Source organism: Fictibacillus arsenicus (assembly GCF_001999465.1).
GTDB classification, from domain to species: Bacteria; Bacillota; Bacilli; order Bacillales; family Fictibacillaceae; genus Fictibacillus; species Fictibacillus arsenicus.
The window spans coordinates 565,478-585,961 of record NZ_MQMF01000002.1 but is presented as its reverse complement, the minus strand read 5'-3'; the positions used below and the strand labels follow the sequence as shown (position 1 = coordinate 585,961).

General features: G+C 38.5%; 28 protein-coding genes and 1 other annotated feature. Of the genes, 22 read left to right on the top strand and 6 right to left on the bottom strand.

What is annotated here, in order from left to right; genetic code table 11:
- From UN64_RS10135 to UN64_RS10125, 5 genes are all read left to right on the top strand, one after another.
- Positions 1-981, top strand: a complete 981-nt coding sequence (locus UN64_RS10135) for a phosphotransferase (RefSeq protein WP_077362298.1) — start codon at positions 1-3, stop codon at positions 979-981.
- A gap of 97 nt (positions 982-1,078) precedes the next feature.
- Positions 1,079-1,255 carry a hypothetical protein gene (locus tag UN64_RS20895; RefSeq protein ID WP_171978861.1) on the top strand — a complete coding sequence of 59 codons (177 nt, stop codon included), beginning with the start codon at positions 1,079-1,081 and terminating at the stop codon, positions 1,253-1,255.
- 62 nt (positions 1,256-1,317) lie between these two features.
- Positions 1,318-1,491 carry a hypothetical protein gene (locus UN64_RS20890; RefSeq protein WP_171978860.1) on the top strand — a complete coding sequence of 58 codons (174 nt, stop codon included), beginning with the start codon at positions 1,318-1,320 and terminating at the stop codon, positions 1,489-1,491.
- Positions 1,492-1,748: 257 nt separating this feature from the next.
- A complete protein-coding gene (locus UN64_RS10130) occupies positions 1,749-3,095 on the top strand; it encodes a S8 family peptidase (protein WP_077362296.1) in 1,347 nt (448 codons plus the stop codon).
- 109 nt (positions 3,096-3,204) lie between these two features.
- Positions 3,205-3,651, top strand: a complete 447-nt coding sequence (locus UN64_RS10125) for an SRPBCC family protein (RefSeq protein WP_171978859.1) — start codon at positions 3,205-3,207, stop codon at positions 3,649-3,651.
- Between the two features lie 66 nt (positions 3,652-3,717).
- Here UN64_RS10125 and UN64_RS10120 read toward each other — a convergent pair whose 3' ends face one another.
- Complete coding sequence (locus UN64_RS10120) at positions 3,718-4,578, bottom strand: LysR family transcriptional regulator (protein WP_077362292.1); 861 nt, start codon at positions 4,576-4,578, stop codon at positions 3,718-3,720.
- Between the two features lie 122 nt (positions 4,579-4,700).
- Here UN64_RS10120 and UN64_RS10115 point away from each other — a divergent pair, with 122 nt between their 5' ends.
- From UN64_RS10115 to pheA, 3 genes are all read left to right on the top strand, one after another.
- Positions 4,701-5,597, top strand: a complete 897-nt coding sequence (locus UN64_RS10115; protein WP_425590103.1) for a DMT family transporter — start codon at positions 4,701-4,703, stop codon at positions 5,595-5,597.
- Between the two features lie 9 nt (positions 5,598-5,606).
- Complete coding sequence (locus tag UN64_RS21280) at positions 5,607-5,741, top strand: zinc-binding dehydrogenase (protein WP_425590113.1); 135 nt, start codon at positions 5,607-5,609, stop codon at positions 5,739-5,741.
- 145 nt (positions 5,742-5,886) lie between these two features.
- Positions 5,887-6,711 carry a prephenate dehydratase gene (pheA, locus tag UN64_RS10110; RefSeq protein ID WP_077362290.1) on the top strand — a complete coding sequence of 275 codons (825 nt, stop codon included), beginning with the start codon at positions 5,887-5,889 and terminating at the stop codon, positions 6,709-6,711.
- A 46-nt stretch (positions 6,712-6,757) separates the two neighbouring features.
- On the opposite strand, the gene UN64_RS10105 is transcribed toward pheA, so the two are convergent.
- Positions 6,758-8,500, bottom strand: a complete 1,743-nt coding sequence (locus tag UN64_RS10105; protein ID WP_077362288.1) for an ABC transporter ATP-binding protein — start codon at positions 8,498-8,500, stop codon at positions 6,758-6,760.
- Between the two features lie 570 nt (positions 8,501-9,070).
- On the bottom strand, positions 9,071-9,274 hold the full coding sequence (locus UN64_RS10100; protein ID WP_077362286.1) for a hypothetical protein: 204 nt from the start codon (positions 9,272-9,274) through the stop codon (positions 9,071-9,073).
- Between the two features lie 142 nt (positions 9,275-9,416).
- On the opposite strand from UN64_RS10100, the gene UN64_RS10095 reads away from it, so the two are divergent.
- Both UN64_RS10095 and UN64_RS10090 read left to right on the top strand, forming a co-directional pair.
- Complete coding sequence (locus tag UN64_RS10095; protein ID WP_077362284.1) at positions 9,417-9,800, top strand: YkvA family protein; 384 nt, start codon at positions 9,417-9,419, stop codon at positions 9,798-9,800.
- A 284-nt stretch (positions 9,801-10,084) separates the two neighbouring features.
- The gene (locus UN64_RS10090; RefSeq protein ID WP_077362282.1) at positions 10,085-10,609 is read left to right on the top strand and encodes a DUF3189 family protein; all 525 of its coding nucleotides are present in this window, start codon (positions 10,085-10,087) and stop codon (positions 10,607-10,609) included.
- Positions 10,610-10,696: 87 nt separating this feature from the next.
- Here the strand turns inward: UN64_RS10090 and UN64_RS10085 are convergent, their stop codons facing one another.
- Positions 10,697-11,023, bottom strand: coding sequence for a hypothetical protein (locus UN64_RS10085; protein WP_066288040.1), 327 nt, complete (start codon positions 11,021-11,023; stop codon positions 10,697-10,699).
- Between the two features lie 164 nt (positions 11,024-11,187).
- On the opposite strand from UN64_RS10085, the gene UN64_RS10080 reads away from it, so the two are divergent.
- Genes UN64_RS10080 through UN64_RS10065 form a run of 4 tightly spaced genes read left to right on the top strand, consistent with a single transcriptional unit; the run spans position 11,188 to position 13,325 of the window.
- Positions 11,188-11,637: a GNAT family N-acetyltransferase gene (locus UN64_RS10080; protein WP_077362280.1), complete on the top strand. Its 450-nt coding sequence runs from the start codon at positions 11,188-11,190 to the stop codon at positions 11,635-11,637.
- 14 nt (positions 11,638-11,651) lie between these two features.
- The gene (locus UN64_RS10075; RefSeq protein ID WP_077362278.1) at positions 11,652-12,377 is read left to right on the top strand and encodes a hypothetical protein; all 726 of its coding nucleotides are present in this window, start codon (positions 11,652-11,654) and stop codon (positions 12,375-12,377) included.
- 20 nt (positions 12,378-12,397) lie between these two features.
- Entirely contained in the window at positions 12,398-12,673 is a 276-nt protein-coding gene (locus tag UN64_RS10070) for a hypothetical protein (RefSeq protein ID WP_077362276.1), read from the top strand.
- A 25-nt stretch (positions 12,674-12,698) separates the two neighbouring features.
- A complete protein-coding gene (locus UN64_RS10065; RefSeq protein ID WP_171978914.1) occupies positions 12,699-13,325 on the top strand; it encodes a pyridoxamine 5'-phosphate oxidase family protein in 627 nt (208 codons plus the stop codon).
- A 309-nt stretch (positions 13,326-13,634) separates the two neighbouring features.
- On the opposite strand, the gene UN64_RS10060 is transcribed toward UN64_RS10065, so the two are convergent.
- Complete coding sequence (locus UN64_RS10060) at positions 13,635-14,978, bottom strand: FAD-binding oxidoreductase (RefSeq protein WP_077362272.1); 1,344 nt, start codon at positions 14,976-14,978, stop codon at positions 13,635-13,637.
- A 157-nt stretch (positions 14,979-15,135) separates the two neighbouring features.
- Here UN64_RS10060 and UN64_RS10055 point away from each other — a divergent pair, with 157 nt between their 5' ends.
- The 5 genes from UN64_RS10055 to UN64_RS10035 all read left to right on the top strand — a co-directional run bounded on the left by UN64_RS10055 (position 15,136) and on the right by UN64_RS10035 (position 18,460).
- Positions 15,136-15,474, top strand: a complete 339-nt coding sequence (locus tag UN64_RS10055) for a hypothetical protein (RefSeq protein ID WP_077362270.1) — start codon at positions 15,136-15,138, stop codon at positions 15,472-15,474.
- A 496-nt stretch (positions 15,475-15,970) separates the two neighbouring features.
- Entirely contained in the window at positions 15,971-16,474 is a 504-nt protein-coding gene (locus UN64_RS10050; RefSeq protein ID WP_077362268.1) for a GNAT family N-acetyltransferase, read from the top strand.
- Position 16,475: 1 nt separating this feature from the next.
- Positions 16,476-16,889 (top strand): flavoprotein, encoded by a 414-nt coding sequence (locus UN64_RS10045; RefSeq protein ID WP_077362266.1) that lies wholly within the window; start codon positions 16,476-16,478, stop codon positions 16,887-16,889.
- A gap of 59 nt (positions 16,890-16,948) precedes the next feature.
- Positions 16,949-17,170: a binding site (T-box leader), on the top strand.
- A 44-nt stretch (positions 17,171-17,214) separates the two neighbouring features.
- Positions 17,215-17,670, top strand: coding sequence for an HIT family protein (locus tag UN64_RS10040; RefSeq protein WP_077362264.1), 456 nt, complete (start codon positions 17,215-17,217; stop codon positions 17,668-17,670).
- Positions 17,663-18,460 carry a PP2C family serine/threonine-protein phosphatase gene (locus UN64_RS10035; RefSeq protein WP_077362262.1) on the top strand — a complete coding sequence of 266 codons (798 nt, stop codon included), beginning with the start codon at positions 17,663-17,665 and terminating at the stop codon, positions 18,458-18,460. The genes UN64_RS10040 and UN64_RS10035 overlap by 8 nt, the downstream gene beginning before the upstream one ends.
- 71 nt (positions 18,461-18,531) lie before the next feature.
- On the opposite strand, the gene UN64_RS10030 is transcribed toward UN64_RS10035, so the two are convergent.
- On the bottom strand, positions 18,532-18,903 hold the full coding sequence (locus UN64_RS10030) for a cyclic-phosphate processing receiver domain-containing protein (protein WP_077362260.1): 372 nt from the start codon (positions 18,901-18,903) through the stop codon (positions 18,532-18,534).
- Between the two features lie 261 nt (positions 18,904-19,164).
- On the opposite strand from UN64_RS10030, the gene UN64_RS10025 reads away from it, so the two are divergent.
- The 3 genes from UN64_RS10025 (at position 19,165) to UN64_RS10015 (ending at position 20,473) form a co-directional block, all read left to right on the top strand.
- Positions 19,165-19,416, top strand: coding sequence for a hypothetical protein (locus UN64_RS10025; RefSeq protein WP_077362258.1), 252 nt, complete (start codon positions 19,165-19,167; stop codon positions 19,414-19,416).
- Between the two features lie 9 nt (positions 19,417-19,425).
- Positions 19,426-20,208, top strand: a complete 783-nt coding sequence (locus UN64_RS10020; RefSeq protein ID WP_077362256.1) for a DUF1835 domain-containing protein — start codon at positions 19,426-19,428, stop codon at positions 20,206-20,208.
- A gap of 85 nt (positions 20,209-20,293) precedes the next feature.
- Positions 20,294-20,473 carry a hypothetical protein gene (locus tag UN64_RS10015; RefSeq protein ID WP_077362254.1) on the top strand — a complete coding sequence of 60 codons (180 nt, stop codon included), beginning with the start codon at positions 20,294-20,296 and terminating at the stop codon, positions 20,471-20,473.
- The last annotated feature ends 11 nt before the right edge of the window (positions 20,474-20,484 follow it).

Here is a 20,484-nt window from a genome sequence, read left to right as displayed (position 1 = left end):
ATGAAAAAGTTTAATGCACCTTGGTTTGAAGAAACGTACGTGTTAAAAGTGAAGAATTGGATCAATGAAGTACTTCAAGAAGAAGATAATCTTTCATTATTAGGAGATATTTCAGAAGTGAAAAAGACAGACTTCTCCTTAGTTCTTCTCGTTCCGGTCAACACTGGCAATCTATATTTCAAAGCTACTCGATCTTCTACTCATCATGAAGCAGCGGTAAGCCGCTACTTTCATACAATGTATCCAGGAAAGAGCACGGGAATTGTGAGAATACAAGAAACAGAGGGATGGCTGTTGATGAAGGAGCTCGGGGGAGTTCCGATCAGGCAATTAAAAGATAAAGAAATTTGGAAAGCAGCGATAACGGAATATGCTCGGCTGCAAGTTTCCGAGATTTCAAATATTGATGGATTGAGCGGCATGAATGTCCCGAACAGAACACTTTCAACTTTGAAAAAAGATATTATCCAGCACTTAGAAGGTATGTGTGATACGGGGTTGAGTGCAGAAGAAAAAGATGCGGTGATGAAACTGCACCCAGAACTTTTAGCCATGTGCGATGAACTGGAGCAGCTTGTTCCCGTACATTCCATCGATCACGGCGATCTTCACTCGGCGAATATTCAGTACGTAAATGGAAAGATAGTGTTTCTTGACTGGGGCGATTCTTCGATAACGCACCCTTTCTTCAGCACACGCGTGTTCTGGAATTCACTCTATGAGCTGGTAGATAATGACCCGGAGTGGCTGAAGGTGATTGATGAATTCCGGCCATTCTATTTGAAGCCGTGGACTGCTTTTGCACCTATGGAACAGTTGGAAAGAGCGCTTAAGATTTCGGATCAGCTTGGGTGTGTGCATAGGGCGGTCAGCTGGTATTCCTATTTAAATCCATCTGTTGCCGATCAATCTGAATACAAGAAACCATCACAATGGCTGCAAGCATTATTAGAAGAAAGAGAGTTTGCTAAAACGAGATAAACGATAATGTAAAATATAGGTAATTGCATGTATAATGTAGTAAATAACATCTAGGCTTACAACACCGAATCTTTAGATAAAAGAAAGGGTGGTTGAAATGTTTTTCTTCATTATTGCAGGTCTGGCACTTATTATGGCGTCAGCAATTTATTTTGTTTGTAGGTCGCAGGAGGATTTTTATCTGGATCAAAAGCATGTGGAAAAAGGTTCTTCTCTAAGACGTTTTGTTAGATTTGGAACGGTTTATGTTGCCGTATCAAAGTCAAATAAATGAGGTATAATATCCCCTTTTGTTGTAAATGAATGAAGATAAGACAACTAAAGGAGGACGTATCTATGGAAGTAAATATGAGCTCAGAAGAAGTCTTATTGGAGATTCAAGATTTAAAGGCAAGAGGGACAAACTTGAATAAAAAACAAGTTAAGAAAACAAATCCTCAACTCATGAGAAATGCGCTTCATTATTTTCCAAGTTGGGATAAAGCCATCGAAAGAAGTATTACAGGGTAATTATATGAAAGTAAAAAAGCCGCTGAAACATGGGGCTTTTTTTATTTTTAATTTTTTCAGCGCACTCATCCATTTTATTTTCGAAAAATAGTTATTTTTACCTATTATTTTCAATGCGTTAATTTCATCTGCCTGTACCTTTAGACTTATAGATATAGGTAATTTAAACTGAAAATTAGTAATTATCAGAATATTAATTGTAAATAATAGAAATATCACTATAATAAAAGTATTAGTTCAAAGGAGGTAGTAATTGGATGAAAAAGAAGATTTTAGCTGGTGCGTTAGCTCTAACACTTGGAGCGAGTATGACCTTTAGCAGTGGTGGTAATGTGAATGCTGAAAATGGTCAGGAAAAGAAATACATAGTTATTTTTAAGGAACAAGCAAAATTACCTTCAGGGTTTGGGAATGAAATCTCAAAAGCTGGTGGACAAATTGAATCAAGATTGGACAAGCTAGGTGCCGTTGAAGTTGTTTCTAGTAATCCAAACTTCCTTTCAGAAATCAAAAAGTCTAGTACTGTACTAGAAGCAGGCGTACAAAATATTGTACAGCCAGAACAAGCCGCAATTGAAGAAGTCGCATTAGTAAGTTCGTATGGTGCTGATGCAGATCTTTATAATAGTTTACAGTGGGATATTAAACAGGTTACTCAAGATGGAGAGTCGTGGACATTGCCAGGCGGGACGGGTAAATCTGTAGATGGAAAAGATATTGTGGTTGGAGTTATTGATACAGGTATTGACTATACCCACCCTGACTTAAAGGATAACTATGCTTATGGTAAATCTTTTGTTCCAGGTTATCCTGATGCGATGGATGAAAATTCACACGGAACACACGTTGCAGGGTCTATTGCTGCTAAAGGTCGCACAATGGGTATCGGTCCTGACTTAAAAGTAGCTGCTTACCGTGTATTTGGACCAACAGGCGGAGCGGAAACATCTCATATTGCTGAAGCGTTAATGACTGCTGCAGATGACAATGTTGATGTAGTAAACATGTCGCTAGGCGGCTATGATTGGTTCCAAAATCCAGATTATGCGACAAAAGATGTTGTAGCTGATGTTCGATTGTTTAATAGAGCGATCCAATATGCGATTCAAAAAGGTGTAACAGTAGTTGGATCTGCTGGTAACAACGCGGTTGATATCAGTTCGCCTGGTAAACTATCAGGAGATGATACTGGCGCAACACATCGAAGCCCAAGCAGTCAGTCTATGATCAGGGTTTCAGCAGGCGGAGCGCTAAAGAACTTAGCATTCTACTCGAACTATGGTGTAGGAAAAATTGATGTAATAGCTCCAGGTGGGGATCTTGGACCGAACTACGACCCTGCAACTGGTGCTGGGAGAGATAATACTTACTTATGTTTAGCGCCGGTTCTTGGAGGAAAATACGGCTATAAAGGTGGAACTTCCATGGCTGCTCCAAAAACAGCAGCACTAGCAGGGGTGATCATTGCTCAGCACGGGAAAGACAAGCTGAGCCCAGCACAAGTTAAGAGCATCATTCAATCTTCTACAGAAGATGTATTTAAATCAGGTTATGATGGAGAATCAGGTTTTGGATTAATTAATGCAGTAGATGCGTTAAATTAATTCAAACTGAAAGAAGCGGAGGCAGCATATTGCCCCGCTTTTTTGTTTGGTAGAATGTAAGTATGTAAATCATTTTACTAAAGAATAGGAAGAACAGAAGAGGAGAGTTATGATGGATACTCAAGTAATCACAAAAATGAAGATCGTTAAGCCTGCTGCTGATGTTTTTGAAGCGATTGTAGATCCTGAGAAAATAGGAGGCTTTTGGTTTTCCTCCAGTTCTGAAAGATGGGGTCAAGGCAAAACAGTTGTATTAAGATATGACGAATACAATGCAGAAGGGGCAATTAAAGTTTTAGAACTAGAGGAAAATAAGAAAATCGTTTTTTCCTGGGGAGCAGAACAAAGTGAAGGATCTCTTGTAACCATTACGCTGACTGAATTGGATGATGAAAGTACAAAAATTGAAGTGGTTGAATCAGGTTTAAAAGAAGATGATCCTGACGTTGTTCAGAAAATGATGGGTCAAAAAGAAGGCTGGGTTTATACGCTGACGTGTTTAAAGGCATATTTAGAAAATGATATAAATACGTTACGTGCATCGTTGATCCATTAAGAAGTTTGAAAAAAAGAGTAACTGCTTACACGAAAGTGGTTACTCTTTTTTTATGTTCTTATGTGCTTATCTATATCTTTCAATAATAAAGTCAATAAAATATCTGCTCGCAATCGGCAGAACTCTCTTATCCTTATAAGCCAGACTAATAGTACGGGCAAAGGATGGGTATATTCTTTTAGTTACAATATGATAAGGACAGCGGTGCAAGACAAGTGTTGGCAGGATCGATATTCCCAGCCCCTGTTCGATCATTGACATAATCGTATAATCATCATGTACCCGGTATTGAATATTAGGTTCAAAATTGTTTTGTTGAAAAATCGTTAACGGCTCACTAATTTCTCCTTCATCTAAAAGGATATAAGGCTCGTTCAATAACTCTTTTAAAGAAACTTCTTGCTGCTCTGTCAAACGATGATCTCTTGGCAATACAGCTAGCATTTCGTCGTCTTGCAAAGGGATCATATTCAGGTTTTTTACAGCTTTCGGGTTCACGAAACCAAGGTCAACACTGCCTTCTTTAATCCAATTGGCGATCTCTGTGTAATCACCTTGGTGCAGTTCGAAATGAACAGCGGGGTACTCTATCTTAAAATCTTTCATCAATCCTGGCAGCCAGTGACAAGAAACACTTGAGAATACACCGATTCGGATCAGTCCGCTCTCCAGCCCCTCCATCTCTTTCATCTTTTCTTTTAATTCTCTGTGCGAATTACAGATTTTCTTAATGTATGGCAAAAACTCTTCACCGTCAGGAGTCAGTGTAATACCCGTTCGAGATCGTAAAATGAGAATCGTAGAAAGTTCTTCTTCCAATGAGTGCAACATCTGGCTGATCGCTGATTGGGTGTAGCCAAGTTCTTCTGCGGCTTTCGTGAAACTGCCTGTTTCGATCGCTTTTATAAAAGCGTAATATGCATTCATTCCCTTTTCTCCTTTGCATAAGGAATCCTAATAGTTCTATTATAAATATTCGTTTTATTAATGCAAAGGGAGGTGATACGATAAATCCAATCATAAATACATGAAGGGTTAGGGGCTGCTGCATGACACCTAAACAAGCGAACTGGATATTAGTTTCTGTTTCTATGGGCTGGGGAATGTCTTATATTTTTATGAAACTAGTGGTAGATACAATCCCTGCCTTAACCATTGTGGCATTACGATTCGGAATCGCTTTTATCATGATGATGCTGATCTTTCGGAAAAAGGTATTTCAAACAGAAGCTAGAACGTTGAAGTACAGTTCAGTTCTAGGACTTTTGCTTTGGGGAATCTTCATTACGCTCATGTATGGCATCAAACATACGACGGCTTCAACGGCTGGTTTTTTGATTAGTACAACGGTGATTTTAGTGCCAATACTTCAGGCGTTCATTACAAGAAAGCTTCCAAGCAGAAAAATCAGTCTGGGTGTTGTTTTTGTTTCAATCGGATTAGCTCTCTTAACTATCGGAGAAGATTTTACGTTAGCACTTGGTTCGGTGCTTTGTTTGATCGCTGCATTTTTGTATGCTGTCCATATCATTGTGACCAATTACTTTGTACGAAAAGTAGATACCTTGCAGCTAGGAATCTATCAGCTTGGATTTGCCGCTTTTTTTTCGGCTGTCGGAACGTTTATTTTAGAAGTGCCTGTATTACCACAAACGATGATTCACTGGATTGCCATACTGGGGCTGACGTTCATCTGTTCGGCATATGGATTTGTTATGCAGTCCATCGCTCAAAAATACACAACGCCAGAGAGCACTGGATTTCTTTTTTCACTTGAACCGATCTTTGCCGCTATTTTTGCATTCATCTTTCTTCAGGAAAACATGGGGTTGCGAGGATACTCGGGTGCGCTAATCATTTTATTAGGAGTATTTACGGCCACCGTTACATTAAGAAAACAGACTGATTTAAGAATGAGGAAAGTAAAGAGCAGTGTAGTGAAATAGCTTGAAGCTATTTCTAACGGGAAGATCACACCGGTTATCGAGCGGACCTTTCCATTAGAACAGGCAAGAGAAGCTCAAACGCATTTTAAAAATGCAGGAAAACTTGGGAAGATTATCTTACTTCCTAAAGAATCGGTGGAATAGCATTGTGATTATCAGAAAGGTGTAAACGTCTAGCATTTATGAAATCTAGGCGTTTTTTTGTTTAAATATATCTATTAATTGTTGGTGTTACGAAACAATACATGTATACTGATATGAAAAGAAAAAAGGCAGGCGTGTTCTCAATATGAAAGTAGCATACTTAGGTCCTCAAGGAAGTTTCTCGGAAGAAGCTGCCTTTCGATGTTTCACAAGTGATGATGTTGAGTGGTATAAAAGTGATTCTATCGTTGATGTATTGGAAGCCGTTTGGGAAGGCAAGGCGGATAAAGGGATTGTTCCCATCGAAAATTCAATAGAAGGAACGATCAACATAACAGCAGACGGTCTATTAACCTACGATCTGTATGTGGAAGCGGAATTGATTTTTCCTGTTTCCCTGCATCTTCTTACATTAAAGGGAGCGTCGTTAGAAGATGTGAATGAAGTATGGTCCATCGTTCCAGCGCTTGCACAGTGCCGCGATTTTATCAGAGAAGCGAAAGTGAAGAGCAAGCAGTTCGATAGTACGTCTGCAGCCGCTCAAGCGGTTAAGAACCAAGAAAGAAAAGATGTAGCAGCAATTGCTTCCCAATATGCAGCTGAAGTGTTTGATTTGCAGATTACAAAAAGCAGAATTCAAGATTGCAGCAATAACCATACGCGTTTTGTCGTAATCAGCAAGGAGCCTGTAAAACAAAGAGAAGATCGAACAAAGACAATGATGTTGATCTCGCCGACGTCAGATTATTCCGGCGTGCTATCATCCATCCTGAACGTATTTACTGCACTTTCGATTAATCTGTCCTGGATTGAATCTCGTCCGACGAAAAAACAGTTAGGGACTTATCACTTTTTTATTGAAACACAAAACGGTTTGCATGAAGAAAAGATGACAAAAGCGATTGCGATCTTAGAAGCTTATGGACATGATGTACGAGTCTTGGGCAGTTACAATACAACGAAATTATAATAGAAAATCGGCACACTCTTTAAGTTTAAGAGAGTGCCGATTATTTTTATGCTTGTAACTCAAATTGTTTGGAATACAGTTGAGCATACACTCCACCGCGTTTTAGCAGCAGATCATGCGTACCTTGCTCTGCAATTCCATTTTCCGTCAGCACGATAATCCGTTCAGCATTCCGGATAGTGGACAACCGATGGGCGATGACAATGGTTGTTCGTCCTTTGGCTAATGATTCTAGAGATTCTTTAATGATGCTTTCACTTTCGTTATCAAGGGCACTCGTTGCCTCATCTAAAATAAGAACGGGTGGATTTTTTAAGAAAACCCGTGCGATGCTTAACCGCTGCTTTTGACCGCCAGAGAGTTTAACCCCTCGCTGTCCGATCTCAGAATGGTAGCCGTTTAGAAAACTCATGATAAAGTCATGGGCATTTGCATGTTTGGCAGCTGCAACAACTTCTTCATCAGTCGCCTCTGGATTTCCATAGCGAATATTTTCCATAACGGTTCCTGCAAACAGGTAAACATCTTGCTGTACGATCCCGATAGTTTTTCTTAATGAATGCAATTCGATATCACGCAAGTCTACCCCGTCAAGAAAGACATTTCCACTTGTCACATCATAAAAGCGGGGAATGAGTGAGCACAAAGTCGTTTTTCCTGCTCCAGATGGACCCACCAAGGCTACGTATTCGCCTTGCTTCACATGCATTGACAGCCCTTTCAGCACAAATTCCGTATGGTCTTCATAACGGAAAGATACTTGATGGAACTCCACATCACCATCAACGTTAGACACAATTACAGCATTAGGTTTGTTTTCAATTGCTGGTTTCATGTTCATAATTTCGATAAAGCGCTGAAAACCTGTAATACCTTCTTGAAACTGTGTCGTCATATGGGTCAGTTTTTGAATAGGTTCGATCATAAAGTTGATATACAGCAAGAATGTGATTAAGTCTGCTAAATCTAACTTTTGGCTGACAATACTGGCGCTTCCAAAGACGATAACAGCGATTGTAATAAGCTGAATAAATGTTTCTACTCCGTTATAAAAAAACGCTTCACCTTTATACGTATTCTTTCGGCTATCAAGAAAACGATTATTTTCCCGGTTGAACTTTTCAATTTCGAGATGTTCGTTAGCAAACGATTGTACGGCACGAATTCCCGATAGACTATCTTCAACTTGTGCATTTACATCGGCGATTCGTTCTTTGTTATCTTTAAATGATCTGTTCAGCTTCTTATTAAAGTACAGTGCAAAGACTGCTAAGAATGGTAAAAAACAGAATACAGCAATCGTTAATGGCGCGTTAATAAAGAACAAAATAACAAACGCTCCAATAAATCGAGTCAAATATTTTACATAGTCTTCAGGCCCGTGATGATAAAGCTCAGCAAGCATGAGGAGATCGGTCGTTACTCTGGACATAAGCTGGCCAGTCCGTTCTTTATCGTAAAAGCTAAAGGGAAGTTTTTGCATGTGTGCGAATAGTTCACTGCGCAGATCTCTTTCCATGAGAGCTCCGACTTCATGACCTTTAGAGTCCAGAAAGTAGTTTGCTATATTCTGAATCACTGCTAAAACAAGCATCAGACCGCCAATCCAATACACTTCACTTAGTGCATCAGATAAATTTCCTTCGAGTACATCTTTTGTGATGTAGCGGACAAATAAAGGAAAAGCAAGAGTCACAGAAGATACAAGCAAGGCACAGGTTAATACGAAAAGAAATATCTTTAGATACGGTTTGTAATACGAGAAAAATTTTTTAATTGGAAAACGCATGATTTACCCCTTTGTGTGTTATTTAAATAAACACATATAAGGGAGTACACCGTTTAAAAGAATCAAAAAGATTAGCGGCAAATTTCTTCGTTAACCGGTTTCACCCTTATATGATTGCACAGTTTGATTCATCATGTTTTTTCTCATGTTAATAGCCTCCTTATTTGTTGATACATACATTGTAGGTCATTTTATAAGAGAAAGACCATCATTTTTTTGGAATAATCTGAATAATTAATTTCCGCATCGTTATTCGTAACTTAAATTGAGGTTCAAGAATTAAATTATAAGAACATCCACCGTGAAACGAATTTGTTAGAGCGAAGATCAGGAAGTTTGAGCGTAACGTAGCTTTTTTGAGCGTAGATCTGCAATGCTGAGCGATACTCGGGGATTATGAGCGTAGCCCGGTATTCTTGAGCGAACGTGTAACAAATAAAAGAACACGTACCGTGAAAGCTATTTTTCAGGAAGTTTATCAAGTTTGGCTGATCGAATGAGATAAAAAGTACAGGTCAGGCGCGTTTATACCTGATGAAAAAGGAAATAGCGCAGTCGTGTTCCAGTTAATTACCCAGGTGAACACAGAGCAAAAAATTTATCTAAATAAGGTATCTTATAATTATGTGGAGGCTTTTGACCGGTTTCTTGTAAGATTACATCTCCGTCCTTGATGCTATCTTCTAATACAAACTTTTTCTCCTCTTTAGAATTATCCTGGCACCCTGTTAACCAAATAAACTGATAATATAAAAATAGACTAAGTCTCTTCAAATCATGTTCCCCCTTTTGAATAACTAGATTGAAATAGAAAAAAGTTCCATTTCATAGCCTCATCGTATTAAAGAGAATGATTGTTGGTGAAATCAGAAAAAATGGTCAAAGCACCATACCACGATCTAGAATGGAGATAAAAATGCTTAACAAAATTAAAGCCTGGGCTCGAAATTTAAAAAAATACGTATTTGTACTGTACTTCGCTTATAAGGATTCAAGAGTACCTTGGCACGCAAAGGTATTTACAGCATGTGTTGTAGCGTATGCATTCAGTCCGATTGATTTGATTCCTGACTTCATCCCTGTGTTGGGATATCTTGATGATATTATTATTGTTCCCTTAGGTATCAAGCTTGCTTTAAAGATGATACCTAGTGCGGTGATCAAGGATTGTGAAGAAAAAGCAGAAGAATTGATGGTAAAGGGGAAACCGAAGAATTGGCTAGTAGGCAGTTTAATCATTATCTTTTGGGTGATTCTTTTAATCTGGGGCAGTATGGCTATATTTCAATACATCAAATAACGAAAGCGTCTCTCCTCAGAGAACGCTTTTTTCTTTGTTAACGGTATAGGGTTTATGTCGTTAATTGAAAGTTTCGGTACATATTTTGATGCTTTGGTGATCCTAAACATTATCTCTTCTTTTTCGGTTATTCATTATCTATTGCGTTTGGATTTTTGTCGTTAATTCTGATTCTTAAAAACAGGAATTATGATAAGACATAAAAGCTTTGAAAATCTAGTAAGTATATAAACCTGCCAAAAGGCGATAATTATGGATGAACTATTTCCAAGGAGATGTCGCAAATGATTTTTATCTATAATGATTATGGCGGTACACATACTACAGCATTGGCAGCTGCTTATCATCTGAAGAAACTACCGGCTTATGCTGAACTTACGAAAGAACAGATATTAAATGTACAATACTTTAACAAACTAAAAACGTCTGATATGGGGAAGATTATTTTTCACGGACTGGATGAGGACGGACATTCTGTTTATACAGTCGGACGAGGAAACTCTAAAATATTTGTTCCAGGGTTAAAAGAAATGTTTGAAATTCTGCAGAAGAAAAATGGAACAGAAGAGAAATTAATTTTTTCAAACACTTCACCGACAGTTCCCTTAACGATGACGTTTGGAGGATTTTTCTCAAGAAGACTTGGTATTGATTTTATTGGAGTACCTTTACTTGTTAAGGGTGCTAAACAAGCTTCTGCCCAAATCGCTTATCTGGTTGAACATACGAAGGAAATGGCGAATAACTCAACAGAGCAGGTTCTAATCATAGATAACAATGAAGAGTTTTTAGTCACAAGTGCCAATTGATCCAATTAACATACAGGAACACTTTTTTAAGGGGGCTATTAAATAACCCTCCTTCTGGCATGAAAAAAAGCTTGGAGTGTGCCCAAGCTATCTTTGTTCGTTCGTATCCTTCACACTGGCAATCTCAATCTTTTCAACAAACATGTTGAATACGCTGCGTTTTTGTTCGAGCTTTTTCAGCTGTTCTTTCAGCTCGTTATATTTTTCTTCAAACGGTTGTTGGTACGTCTTCTTAATGTTTTTGATCATTTCCTCGTTGATGGTGGATTGAATGACTTGTTTCGTGATCCCGAATTTATAAGAATAAAGCTGAAGTTCAGTCTTCACATTCTCGTACTCTTCATCGATTTCTTTCTTTTGTTTTTCAATCTCTTCTTTCCATTCAAGCAGAGCATCTTTTACATACGGCTCCATCTTTTGCCTCCTTACAGCAGTTCATTCATAAGTCTAACTTTTTATGTACTCAATACACTATTTATAATGAGAAGCTCTTTTATGGGGGTGTTTTCATACATTGACTAAATTTTTCCATAACCCTATGATTGAGGTATGAACACTTAGAGAGGGCTAATTTTACTATGAAACTAGAAACAGAAAGACTCACGATCGTACCTGTTGATCACCAGCTTATTGAAAAGCTTTCACCCGAAGATTACAAGATTCATGGCTTTATAAAAAGTTATCTTGAGAAGTTACAAAAGGATAAAAGTCTGCTTGGCTGGGGCGTTTGGTTTGTGATTGAAAAAGAGAGTGGGAAGATTGTTGGAGATATCGGATTCAAAGGAAAACCGGTGGATCATACGGTTGAAATCGGTTATGGCATCATTCCTTCAGCTCAAGGGAAAGGCTATGCGAAAGAAGCGGTTAATGAAATCATAAAGTGGGCGTTATCTACGAATCTCGTATTCAAAGTTGTCGCAGAATGTTTAGAAGACAATATCGCTTCAGTAAAAGTTTTAGAAAAACTAGGGTTTGATAGAACAAGTACAGATGAAAAGATGCTGAAGTGGAAGTTGAGAGATCAATAGAGGGGGTTCAGCACTTGCAAAAAAAATTCTTCCAAAGAAAAATGATGGCTTCGATTGTAACAGCAATCACTTTGGCAATGATTCTAGCTAGCATATCCATATATGATGATGTTGGCGGAACATCTGATTATGGAGAAGCTTTTTTAGCAGCCGCAATGCTTTATGGCACGTATGGAGGAGTCATCATACTCGTTTATGGATCATTGGTGTCGGCCATAATTGAGTTCGTTATGAACAGATGGTTCAAAATTAACACCCTAATTTACATTTTGCTACACGGTGTTTTTGGTCTGATCATGTTTGAAGCTCCAATTCTTGCTGTGTTCGGTGTTGCGGCAGCACTTCTTTATTCACTCATCGACAGGTGGATTCTTCATCGTATAAAAAAAGATAAACCAACCTTGATGCTCATGCTCACTCCGATTGCTCTATTTATGATGACATGGTCTATCCTCAGCTTCATAACTCCAGACCGGCCGCCATTTACAGCAGAGGATGCTGTTGAGTTTGTAACGTCAGGAAAAGGAACGATCATTAATAAGTTTCCGAAAGAAGAAGGCATTATAACGGTTGGAATTGCTACTAGAGAAACAAGTGTTGAAAAAATTGGGAATGAAGTGTACATCGTAACTTTTACTGAAACGTGGAAGTATGAAGATGCAGGCGGGCCATGGTCGATCTCCTATATAGTTGAGCGCGGATCGTCAACGCTTTATGATCAAAGTCATGATGGATTGTAGATGAAGGGAGAGCGTTCAAGATGCCAGGTATTGGTTGGGCCTATCTAATTATCGTCCTAGGTGGTATTATTATCGGTTCATTTATAAAAATGTATTTAAATCGAAAGTGGAAACTTTTCTATACAGCCTTTGGACAAGAAAACTATTTTAAAGTCGTTTCCGAGTTAAAAGCTAAAGGCGTTAATTATAAAGTTGAAATTCCATCTCGGATTAATTTCTATCGTTCATTTAACGACAATACACAGTACGATATTTATGTAAAAAAAGATGAAGTTCATCGAGCTTCAATAAAGTAAACGGACGGTGACATTTTTTATGATGATGAATTATAAAGAGTGTATTACAAGCCAGGAAGAATTAAGAAATATGTTAGGAAGCCCAAGTCTTAGAGGGCAAAACAAAGTGATTTCTACTATCGATGAGCATTGCAAAGAATTCATAGGGAAGTCCCCATTCTTAGTACTTGCCACGTCAGATGCTGCAGGAAACTGTGATAGCTCGCCTCGAGGTGACGCGCCTGGATTTGTATATGTATTAGATAATCAGCACCTCATCATCCCTGATCGCCCGGGGAACAAGCGTGTCGATTCGATGTTCAACATCATTGAGAATCCGAGAGTGGGTTTGCTTTTTCTCATACCTGGTATGGGGGAAACGCTTCGAATAAATGGGGAAGCTACAATAATTCGCGATGAAGATATTTTAGAAAAAATGGCGGTTAACGGGAAAGCACCGTTGCTCGGAATCGTTGTAAAAGTAGAGCAATGTTTCATGCATTGCGGAAAGGCCTTAAAGCGTTCGGGGCTTTGGGAACCTGAAATGTGGCCGGCTAAAGAGGAATTACCGAATCCGGCAAAGATACTAGCAGATCATGTGAACCTTCCTGGAATGACAGCAGATGTAGTTGCAGAAGCCTTGTTAGATGGTTATAAGAATAAGCTTTATTAATGATTTTATCAACAAACCTGGAGGGGTATTGAGTAAAGAATTGTATGATGATATGGAGGTGCTGTAACACTGCAGAGATCATTGGTGTATCCAATCACTTCTTTTATAACACTAATTATTACATCTTTAATTGTTATACTTTTTATGAATGGTTTTGATATTGTTGAAGAAAAATATTTTTTCCGTTGATAATGATGATCCTTATTTTAGGCTTTAAACTGTCATCTAACATATTTTTAAGTGAGAATAGCACTGCATCTGAACTGCAGTGCTATTATTATTTAATATAAGTTTCATTACTTAATTATTTCAATATGCTGGCGGCACACTCTGTGGATGATTAAATATATTTTCTGGATCGTATTTTGCTTTTACTCTTTTCAGTCTTTCAAAGTTTGTGGCCCAATAAGCGGGTCCGAAATTTTGAATATTTTCGTCTGGAACGTTAACATAGGATCCTGTTGTATATCGTTTCAACTGCTGACGTACTGCTTCGACTGATGCAAGGCTACTAGCTTCTTCAGATTTATCAACCCACGTTGCATTCCATTCCGTATAAAATAAAGGATCTCGCCAATAGAAGGCTGTTTTGTCTTTTGGTACCCTGCTGATGGCACCGCCCCAATTAGAAAAATAGAAATTGGATTCTGTTCCAGGTGCTTCCTCTAAAAATTTTTTCATAACTGCAATTGGTTTTTCTGGCCAAAGGTTAGTCGCCCAAGACGAAGAGAACTTAAAGTTTTGATCTGCATAAGGTGGTTCAGGTGGGTCAAGGAAATCGATACAGTCTGGGTAGAATAGCGTTTCTATGATTACTTCTGAAGGTGTTCCAGCATTTAGTAAAGGTTGCAGGATTTGAATCAATTCTTGTCTTGAACCTAAGAAAAGGCCAGTTACATGACATAATCCGTTTACTTTGCTGTAGATCTCCATATAGCTGCCTAATCTCTCATCTACAAACGGAAGCAAATTCTGCCAAGCTTCAAACACCGTTACTAGCTGTTCCCATGGCCAAATAATGTTAAAGACCGTTGCGGTATCAGGTGCACGATGAACTTTAAACGTATATTCCGTATTGTATCCAAACGTACCACCACCGCCTCCTCTAGAGGCCCAAAATAAGTCTTCGTTGCAAGTTGGACTGGCTTTAAGAATCCGACCTTTTGCATCTACGGTCTCTAGTGCAAGGAGGTTATCTGATATTAAACCAATCGTACGTGAGAGTAATCCGAATCCGCCACCCGTCGTTATCCCTCCGATACCAACGGTTGGACTATCCCCGAACACTGCCATAAAACCCTCTCGAGCCAATCCTTTTACAAGGGGGCCAACGCGAATACCTGGTTGAACAGTAGCAATGCCTCTTTTTTTATCCAAATGAACTTTATTCATGTCACTTGTATCAATAACGAGTCCGCCCTTTACAACATTAAACTCCTTGTCTAGAGCATGTCGTCCACTTCTGACTCTTAGTGGAACATCATTCTCACGTGCCCATTTAATCGCATTGCTTACATCGCAGGCATTTTGTGCAAAAACGAAAACAAGAGGATAGGTATTCACATATGGGTTCCAGTTCTTAACGGCTTCATTATAGCCTGGGTCCCCTTTAAAGATTACTCTTCCGGTTAACTGTGTGTTGCATGATTCCATGTATTCCACTCCCGACAAGACATATTTGTACATAAATGTATGCAATTAATGTATGCGATTTATGTAAATACTGTTAAAATTTTTTGGGTGCGGGAGAGTGTAACAAGTTGTCTCCTTGTGAATATGATGTATTGAATATTTTTTAGGAGGCTTTCTTTTGCACTACGGCAAAGACAACGCTGGGTATCATATGCCCAACGAGAATTACCACATGAAGAAGGATGGACATCATGAATGGATGAACATCTGCAAGCAAAGATTAGGACAATATTGCGAGGTGGAAATGGCAAACGGTAAAGTCTATCAAGGCAAAATACACAGCTATGACAACGAAAACATGTATATGGTGATGCAAACGCAAGACCGTTCAGAGCGTGTATTTGGATTTGGTCCAGGGTTTGGTTTTCCTTTCTTTGCAGGTCCTTTCTTTCCTGGTTTCGGGCTTTTCGGTTTCCCGTTTTTTGGAATCCGGAGATTTAGACGTTTTTGGTGGTAATCTATATTAAATATCAGCAATAATTCCATTTTAGGAATTATTGCTTTTTTATTTTCTGAAAAAATGTAAAATAATGTTATATACTTTAAAGGAATTAGTGAACCAGCTGCAGAAAGGTGAATTGTGGTCTCTTTTTTGTCATTCTTGGATACTTCTATTTGTTTGAGTGGCTGGTGTTATTTCTTAGTAATAAGAAACTCCTAATCAAATTATGATCTTCGGTAAAAGGCGGATGGTTCATGAAAAAGTTCCTGATTGGATTTTTAATTTTTATCGTATAAATCTGTACTTTAATTTCACTACACATTTCCTTTCAAACACAATTATTGTGTTCATTAGTATTCTGCTATTCTTTCCACTAGCATCTTATCTTGTTAGATTTGTAGGCGTTTCAGGACTGCGAGACCTTGGTTTGTTTTATAGCAAAAGAGGTTTTCGCTTTTTTTGCATCAGTTTTTTCGCTCATGTTGTATGAAATAAATATGGAGGTGGACCGATGAAAGGGTTTGATGTGATAAAGGCATCTGTTAAGGATAGTGATTACATTCTGAGTCTTTTAAAGGAAGTCGCGTATTGGCTGAAGGACAACGAGATCAACCAATGGGGATATCTATTACAGGGCGGAGACGATTCTGAGATTCTGCAGGCTATTGAGAACCAAGAGACTTTCGTCGTTTTAAAAGACGATGTTATGGTGGGAACCTTTACACTTTCAAAGACCAAAAGTGAATGGGATCAGCATATTTTTGGAGTTGATGATACGAATGATTCTTTATATTTACATAGATTAGCAGTCTTTCCGAAATACATGGGTAAAGGAATCGGGAAAAGTATGTTGGAATGGATCGAAGAACACCATCAAAACAAAAAGCATTATTTGAAGTTGGATTGTGTCGCAGACAATCTGAGGCTGAATCAATTCTATCTTGAGAATGGTTTTGAATACATTGGTGAAACGGATAACCATAGCAAGTATCAAAAAGTTTTATCTGGGAGGTAGTATGAGTCAGTCGTTTCAAGTATTTTTAGAGAGTTATATAGAATCCTGGAAATTTTCATTGATTGAGGATATGAAAAAAATAATCTCAGTTGAGTATCAAGCACGTGAAATTAGAAATGGTGAAATTTTTGACTTTGGTTACGAAGAATCCATGGAAGGCTGGACCCAGGCTTTTCATGAATTTCGGGACAAAAATGTGCAATGGGTTCTTGAAGAAAAAGGTATAATCCAATTAAAAGAGAATGAGATAATGGCCATCTTAAGTGCTTCTCTTATTATTGAAGGAAAACCATTAGAAACAGTAAATTTGTTCTTTCAAACGTTTAGGTTAGAGGACACTGTTTGGAAGCTAATGAGAAGCTATATAGAAGCTGGATTGCCTTTGATTGAAATTAAGAATCCGCTACTTAAATAAAATTTTGTTCTTTACAGAATTTTCAAATCACACTATAATTAGTAAAAGTTTTCCATAATTTAAACGCTTGGATTAGGAGTAGTAAGGATTTTCTGTTGTGTAGAGAGCTGCTGATTTGGTGAAAGGCAGCCGATGGATCTCCCGAACTCGCCTAGGAGCGGTCAGGCTGATATGTAGGTCTGAACGGTTAACTCCCGTGAAGGAGTCTGGAGAAGGTCTGTGTTTTTTACCGCAAACCAAGAAGAGTGGTACCACGTTAGGATCAGCCTATCGTCTCTTTATAGAGATGATGGGCTTTTTATTTTTTAAAAAGGGGAGAAGGAAAATGAGTGAGAGCTGTTTTATCTGCAATAAACATAATGGGAATATAGAAACTTCCGGCGTTAAGATCTATGAAGATGAGTTTATTTATGTAGGGCACATCGATAAGGGTGGCAAACCATCTTATCTTGGCCACATTATGATTGATTTGAAGCGACATGCTCCTTCTTTAGGGGATATGACAATGGACGAAGCAAAAGCTTTCGGTGTCATTATGGCACGTGTGAGTAAAGCGATAAAAGAGACAGAAAAGGCGGAGCATATCTACTCGGCTGTTTCTGGTAATTCTGTTCCACATCTTCATATGCATATCATCCCAAGATATCCAAATACTCCTGAAGAATACTGGGGCCCTTGGGAAGTATACGACTGGCCCGAAGCGCCGTTCGGCAAAAACGCTGAGATCATTCAGGTATGTGAACGAATAAAGAACTATATGGAGGAAAGACCTCATGAATGAATTGAGCTGGGCAGGCAGTGACAAAGATTTTGTAGATGAATTAGATGTGAGTTTGATTGGGTCTATAGCAGTCGGGAGGTTTGGCGGGAATTCTTCAGCCGGCCAATATAAAAACGAAGACGGCTGCTTGGTCTGGGTGGATGAAAGTGCTGATTGGGAGTTCACCATGATCCTTGATGGCCATAAGACGGCTTTAAGTGTTGAGCTGGTGGTCGATCATTTTAATAAAAAAAAGGATGGGATTCAGAGAGTATTGATGCAGCCGGTGGGTGAGGCATTAAGAAGAATGGATACCTTCATTCTCGATATTTTTCAGGAACCTGATTTTATGGAGGCATGCCGAAGAACCACCGGGGAAACCGCTTGTATGATCGTGATTCGAAAAGATAAATACTTGTGGTGGTTTTCAATCGGAGACTGTATTCTGCATGTGTTTCATCCGGAATTGATCGCACTTGGTGAGAGACAGCTGAACCAGCGAAGTTTTTACGAGTGGGTAGGTGAGGTAAACACCTTTGAGATGCCTATACCTTGCTACAGCAGCGGCAAGAAGGAATTACGGCAAGGTGAAAGTCTGATTTTGCTGACAACAGATGGATTGACAGAATGTCACGGTGTAACGTTTGCAGATCCTGAAGCGGTAGAAAATACTTTAAAAGGTGTAAGTGTTTCAGAAGGTGTGAGGAAGTTATTAGAAGAAGTTAGACGAAAAGGTGTGAGGGATAGTACGACGATTATCTCTTGGTCTGTAAAAATCGAGGAAACAGCTACTATGCCAAGTGATCTATGATGTTTGTAAAACTGGCTGCTTCCTCAGTTTATATATTTAAGCATTGTGTAAAAGAATTTGGGATTTGTGAGTTACATGACGTCCATATAATGTTGCAGAACACGCGGCGGGATAAATTTGAGAGGTAAAGGTCGCAAAGACACAATAATGGTTGGCGGCATAATAAGATCTTTTTGTGCTTGTTTTAAGTTGTTGTACATACCTTTTCCGGCGACTGAATTAGCTGAGTGTATAGTAATCCGGTTTGCGAAAAGTTTCTCGTCAATCATCATTTGAACGAGCATTGTTCCATTTCTGGTTTTACTGATCAAATCGTGATCTAATGACAGATGTTCGATGTGGAAGCTTCGCAAAAGTTCCATACATTCGTCGATGGTCTCGACAAACACATAACCCTCTGGAGGACTCCGGTAATCATCCATAAATACACTGATTTTCTCCATTTCTTGCACTCCCTTCGAAGAACGGAGGGTGACTAAGAAAAGTCGAAAGCCCTAAGTTTTTGTAATATAACTATTATAACATACTTTTAACCATAATGAAAAAACGCCTATGTAAATTAATACGATATTTAAACATTTTATGAATTCTAAGAAATGATAAAAAAAGTACAATAAGCCTATTTTAAAGGATACAGAAAAATTACGTAGAAGTATTTGGATAGCTGTAAGAAAGAGATAAAGTTTTATAAAAAGGAGAGCAGAATGGGAAATATCGATAAACGAAAACGGCTTGAAGAAGAAGTTTTTACCTATAAAATTACAAAGAACAATATTGTTTTTATCGATTATAACGGCATACATATTACAACATTAAAGGGGAGAGAAGCAGAGAAAATCATTAAAAGGATTGAACAAGCCGTAACCGATCATGAGGTTCAGTTGATTCTCGCTAAAGTGACAGGGAACTTTAAACGAGGAAATGAGAAGGATTCCTCTAAGAAAACTGGAGGGTAGAGAACGAAGATGAATGTACATATTTTGTTTGGTCAATCCACTGCAGGTGGCTTGAAGTGGGCCATTAGAGAGAATAGAGAGAATATCAAATCTGTTCATAACATAAAGATTATCGGTTCCCCCGATCATTTCGCAGGTGGACCCATTTTTCATCTGGACACCGATTCTGGAATTGCAAACCGTACTAAGTGGTTTAAAGATCATATGCCGAAAAATGAGTTCCATGATTATTATGAGAAAGAGTACGAAGAGAGGTTCAGAGAGACAATTCAGGAAATTGAAGCCATCCCTGAAGATGCCCTTATAACAATATGGCATGCTGAAAATGCAGCAGAAAAAACTGGTCTTTCGTTTGTATTAAAACTTCTGGCAGATCGGAAGAACGAAATCCTTATCATTAACTCTAATGAAAGCTATAACAAGTTTTGCAAACATCCGGATATTTATTATGTATCACTTCATACAGGGGAACTTTCTCAAGAAAACTTGCTAACCATTCTTGAGAAGACAAAAGGGAATAAGACACTCTCAACTGAATTATATAAGCAGCTAGTTGATGAGTGGAATGAATTGAGGAGCAGTAAAGACGTGTTGCGTGTTTGGGAGAACTCTCAGATAAAAAGTGTAGAAGCGGAATATTTGGATTCTTTTATGATCGAACTCGCAATAGAACTGCACGAAAAACCTGTAAATCAACATTTTATGAAAGCAGCACGCTTAGTTGGTGAAGTCCTCGGACGGTATGAACAATATATTGGTGATGCATTTATCGAGTACGATTGTTGCACTTGATTAAGAAAGGTGTCTTTAAATATCAAGGGACTTTGAATGGTTTAAGAAATTACAGTATTCGACTCTCAAACCGGGAGGCTGTGATATGACGGTTACTGGAATTACCTTTTATGCGGTAGTGTTCGGTCTTATCCTTTACCGCATCATTGTCAGACGCAAAATGCCTTCTAACAAATATACACCTTATGATGATATCACGATGGGAAGGCACATCGACGTGATGAAAAAAGATCAGCCGCTCTACGACACAAAACATGAGATTTAATATAGAGAAGA

Excerpts from the sequence above, each read along its gene's own strand:
- UN64_RS10060 (WP_077362272.1), bottom strand. The coding sequence starts at position 14,978 with ATGGAATCATGCAACACACAGTTAACCGGAAGAGTAATCTTTAAAGGG.
- UN64_RS10105 (WP_077362288.1), bottom strand. The coding sequence starts at position 8,500 with ATGCGTTTTCCAATTAAAAAATTTTTCTCGTATTACAAACCGTATCTA.
- UN64_RS10125 (WP_171978859.1), top strand. The coding sequence starts at position 3,205 with ATGATGGATACTCAAGTAATCACAAAAATGAAGATCGTTAAGCCTGCT.
- pheA (WP_077362290.1), top strand. The coding sequence starts at position 5,887 with ATGAAAGTAGCATACTTAGGTCCTCAAGGAAGTTTCTCGGAAGAAGCT.
- UN64_RS20895 (WP_171978861.1), top strand. The coding sequence starts at position 1,079 with ATGTTTTTCTTCATTATTGCAGGTCTGGCACTTATTATGGCGTCAGCA.
- UN64_RS10015 (WP_077362254.1), top strand. The coding sequence starts at position 20,294 with ATGACGGTTACTGGAATTACCTTTTATGCGGTAGTGTTCGGTCTTATC.
- UN64_RS10130 (WP_077362296.1), top strand. The coding sequence starts at position 1,749 with ATGAAAAAGAAGATTTTAGCTGGTGCGTTAGCTCTAACACTTGGAGCG.
- UN64_RS10085 (WP_066288040.1), bottom strand. The coding sequence starts at position 11,023 with ATGGAGCCGTATGTAAAAGATGCTCTGCTTGAATGGAAAGAAGAGATT.
- UN64_RS10030 (WP_077362260.1), bottom strand. The coding sequence starts at position 18,903 with ATGGAGAAAATCAGTGTATTTATGGATGATTACCGGAGTCCTCCAGAG.
- UN64_RS10045 (WP_077362266.1), top strand. The coding sequence starts at position 16,476 with ATGAGTCAGTCGTTTCAAGTATTTTTAGAGAGTTATATAGAATCCTGG.
- UN64_RS20890 (WP_171978860.1), top strand. The coding sequence starts at position 1,318 with ATGGAAGTAAATATGAGCTCAGAAGAAGTCTTATTGGAGATTCAAGAT.
- UN64_RS10120 (WP_077362292.1), bottom strand. The coding sequence starts at position 4,578 with ATGAATGCATATTACGCTTTTATAAAAGCGATCGAAACAGGCAGTTTC.
- UN64_RS10080 (WP_077362280.1), top strand. The coding sequence starts at position 11,188 with ATGAAACTAGAAACAGAAAGACTCACGATCGTACCTGTTGATCACCAG.
- UN64_RS10135 (WP_077362298.1), top strand. The coding sequence starts at position 1 with ATGAAAAAGTTTAATGCACCTTGGTTTGAAGAAACGTACGTGTTAAAA.
- UN64_RS10050 (WP_077362268.1), top strand. The coding sequence starts at position 15,971 with ATGAAAGGGTTTGATGTGATAAAGGCATCTGTTAAGGATAGTGATTAC.
- UN64_RS10070 (WP_077362276.1), top strand. The coding sequence starts at position 12,398 with ATGCCAGGTATTGGTTGGGCCTATCTAATTATCGTCCTAGGTGGTATT.
- UN64_RS10095 (WP_077362284.1), top strand. The coding sequence starts at position 9,417 with ATGCTTAACAAAATTAAAGCCTGGGCTCGAAATTTAAAAAAATACGTA.
- UN64_RS10025 (WP_077362258.1), top strand. The coding sequence starts at position 19,165 with ATGGGAAATATCGATAAACGAAAACGGCTTGAAGAAGAAGTTTTTACC.
- UN64_RS10040 (WP_077362264.1), top strand. The coding sequence starts at position 17,215 with ATGAGTGAGAGCTGTTTTATCTGCAATAAACATAATGGGAATATAGAA.
- UN64_RS10020 (WP_077362256.1), top strand. The coding sequence starts at position 19,426 with ATGAATGTACATATTTTGTTTGGTCAATCCACTGCAGGTGGCTTGAAG.
- UN64_RS10035 (WP_077362262.1), top strand. The coding sequence starts at position 17,663 with ATGAATGAATTGAGCTGGGCAGGCAGTGACAAAGATTTTGTAGATGAA.
- UN64_RS10115 (WP_425590103.1), top strand. The coding sequence starts at position 4,701 with ATGACACCTAAACAAGCGAACTGGATATTAGTTTCTGTTTCTATGGGC.
- UN64_RS10065 (WP_171978914.1), top strand. The coding sequence starts at position 12,699 with ATGAATTATAAAGAGTGTATTACAAGCCAGGAAGAATTAAGAAATATG.
- UN64_RS10090 (WP_077362282.1), top strand. The coding sequence starts at position 10,085 with ATGATTTTTATCTATAATGATTATGGCGGTACACATACTACAGCATTG.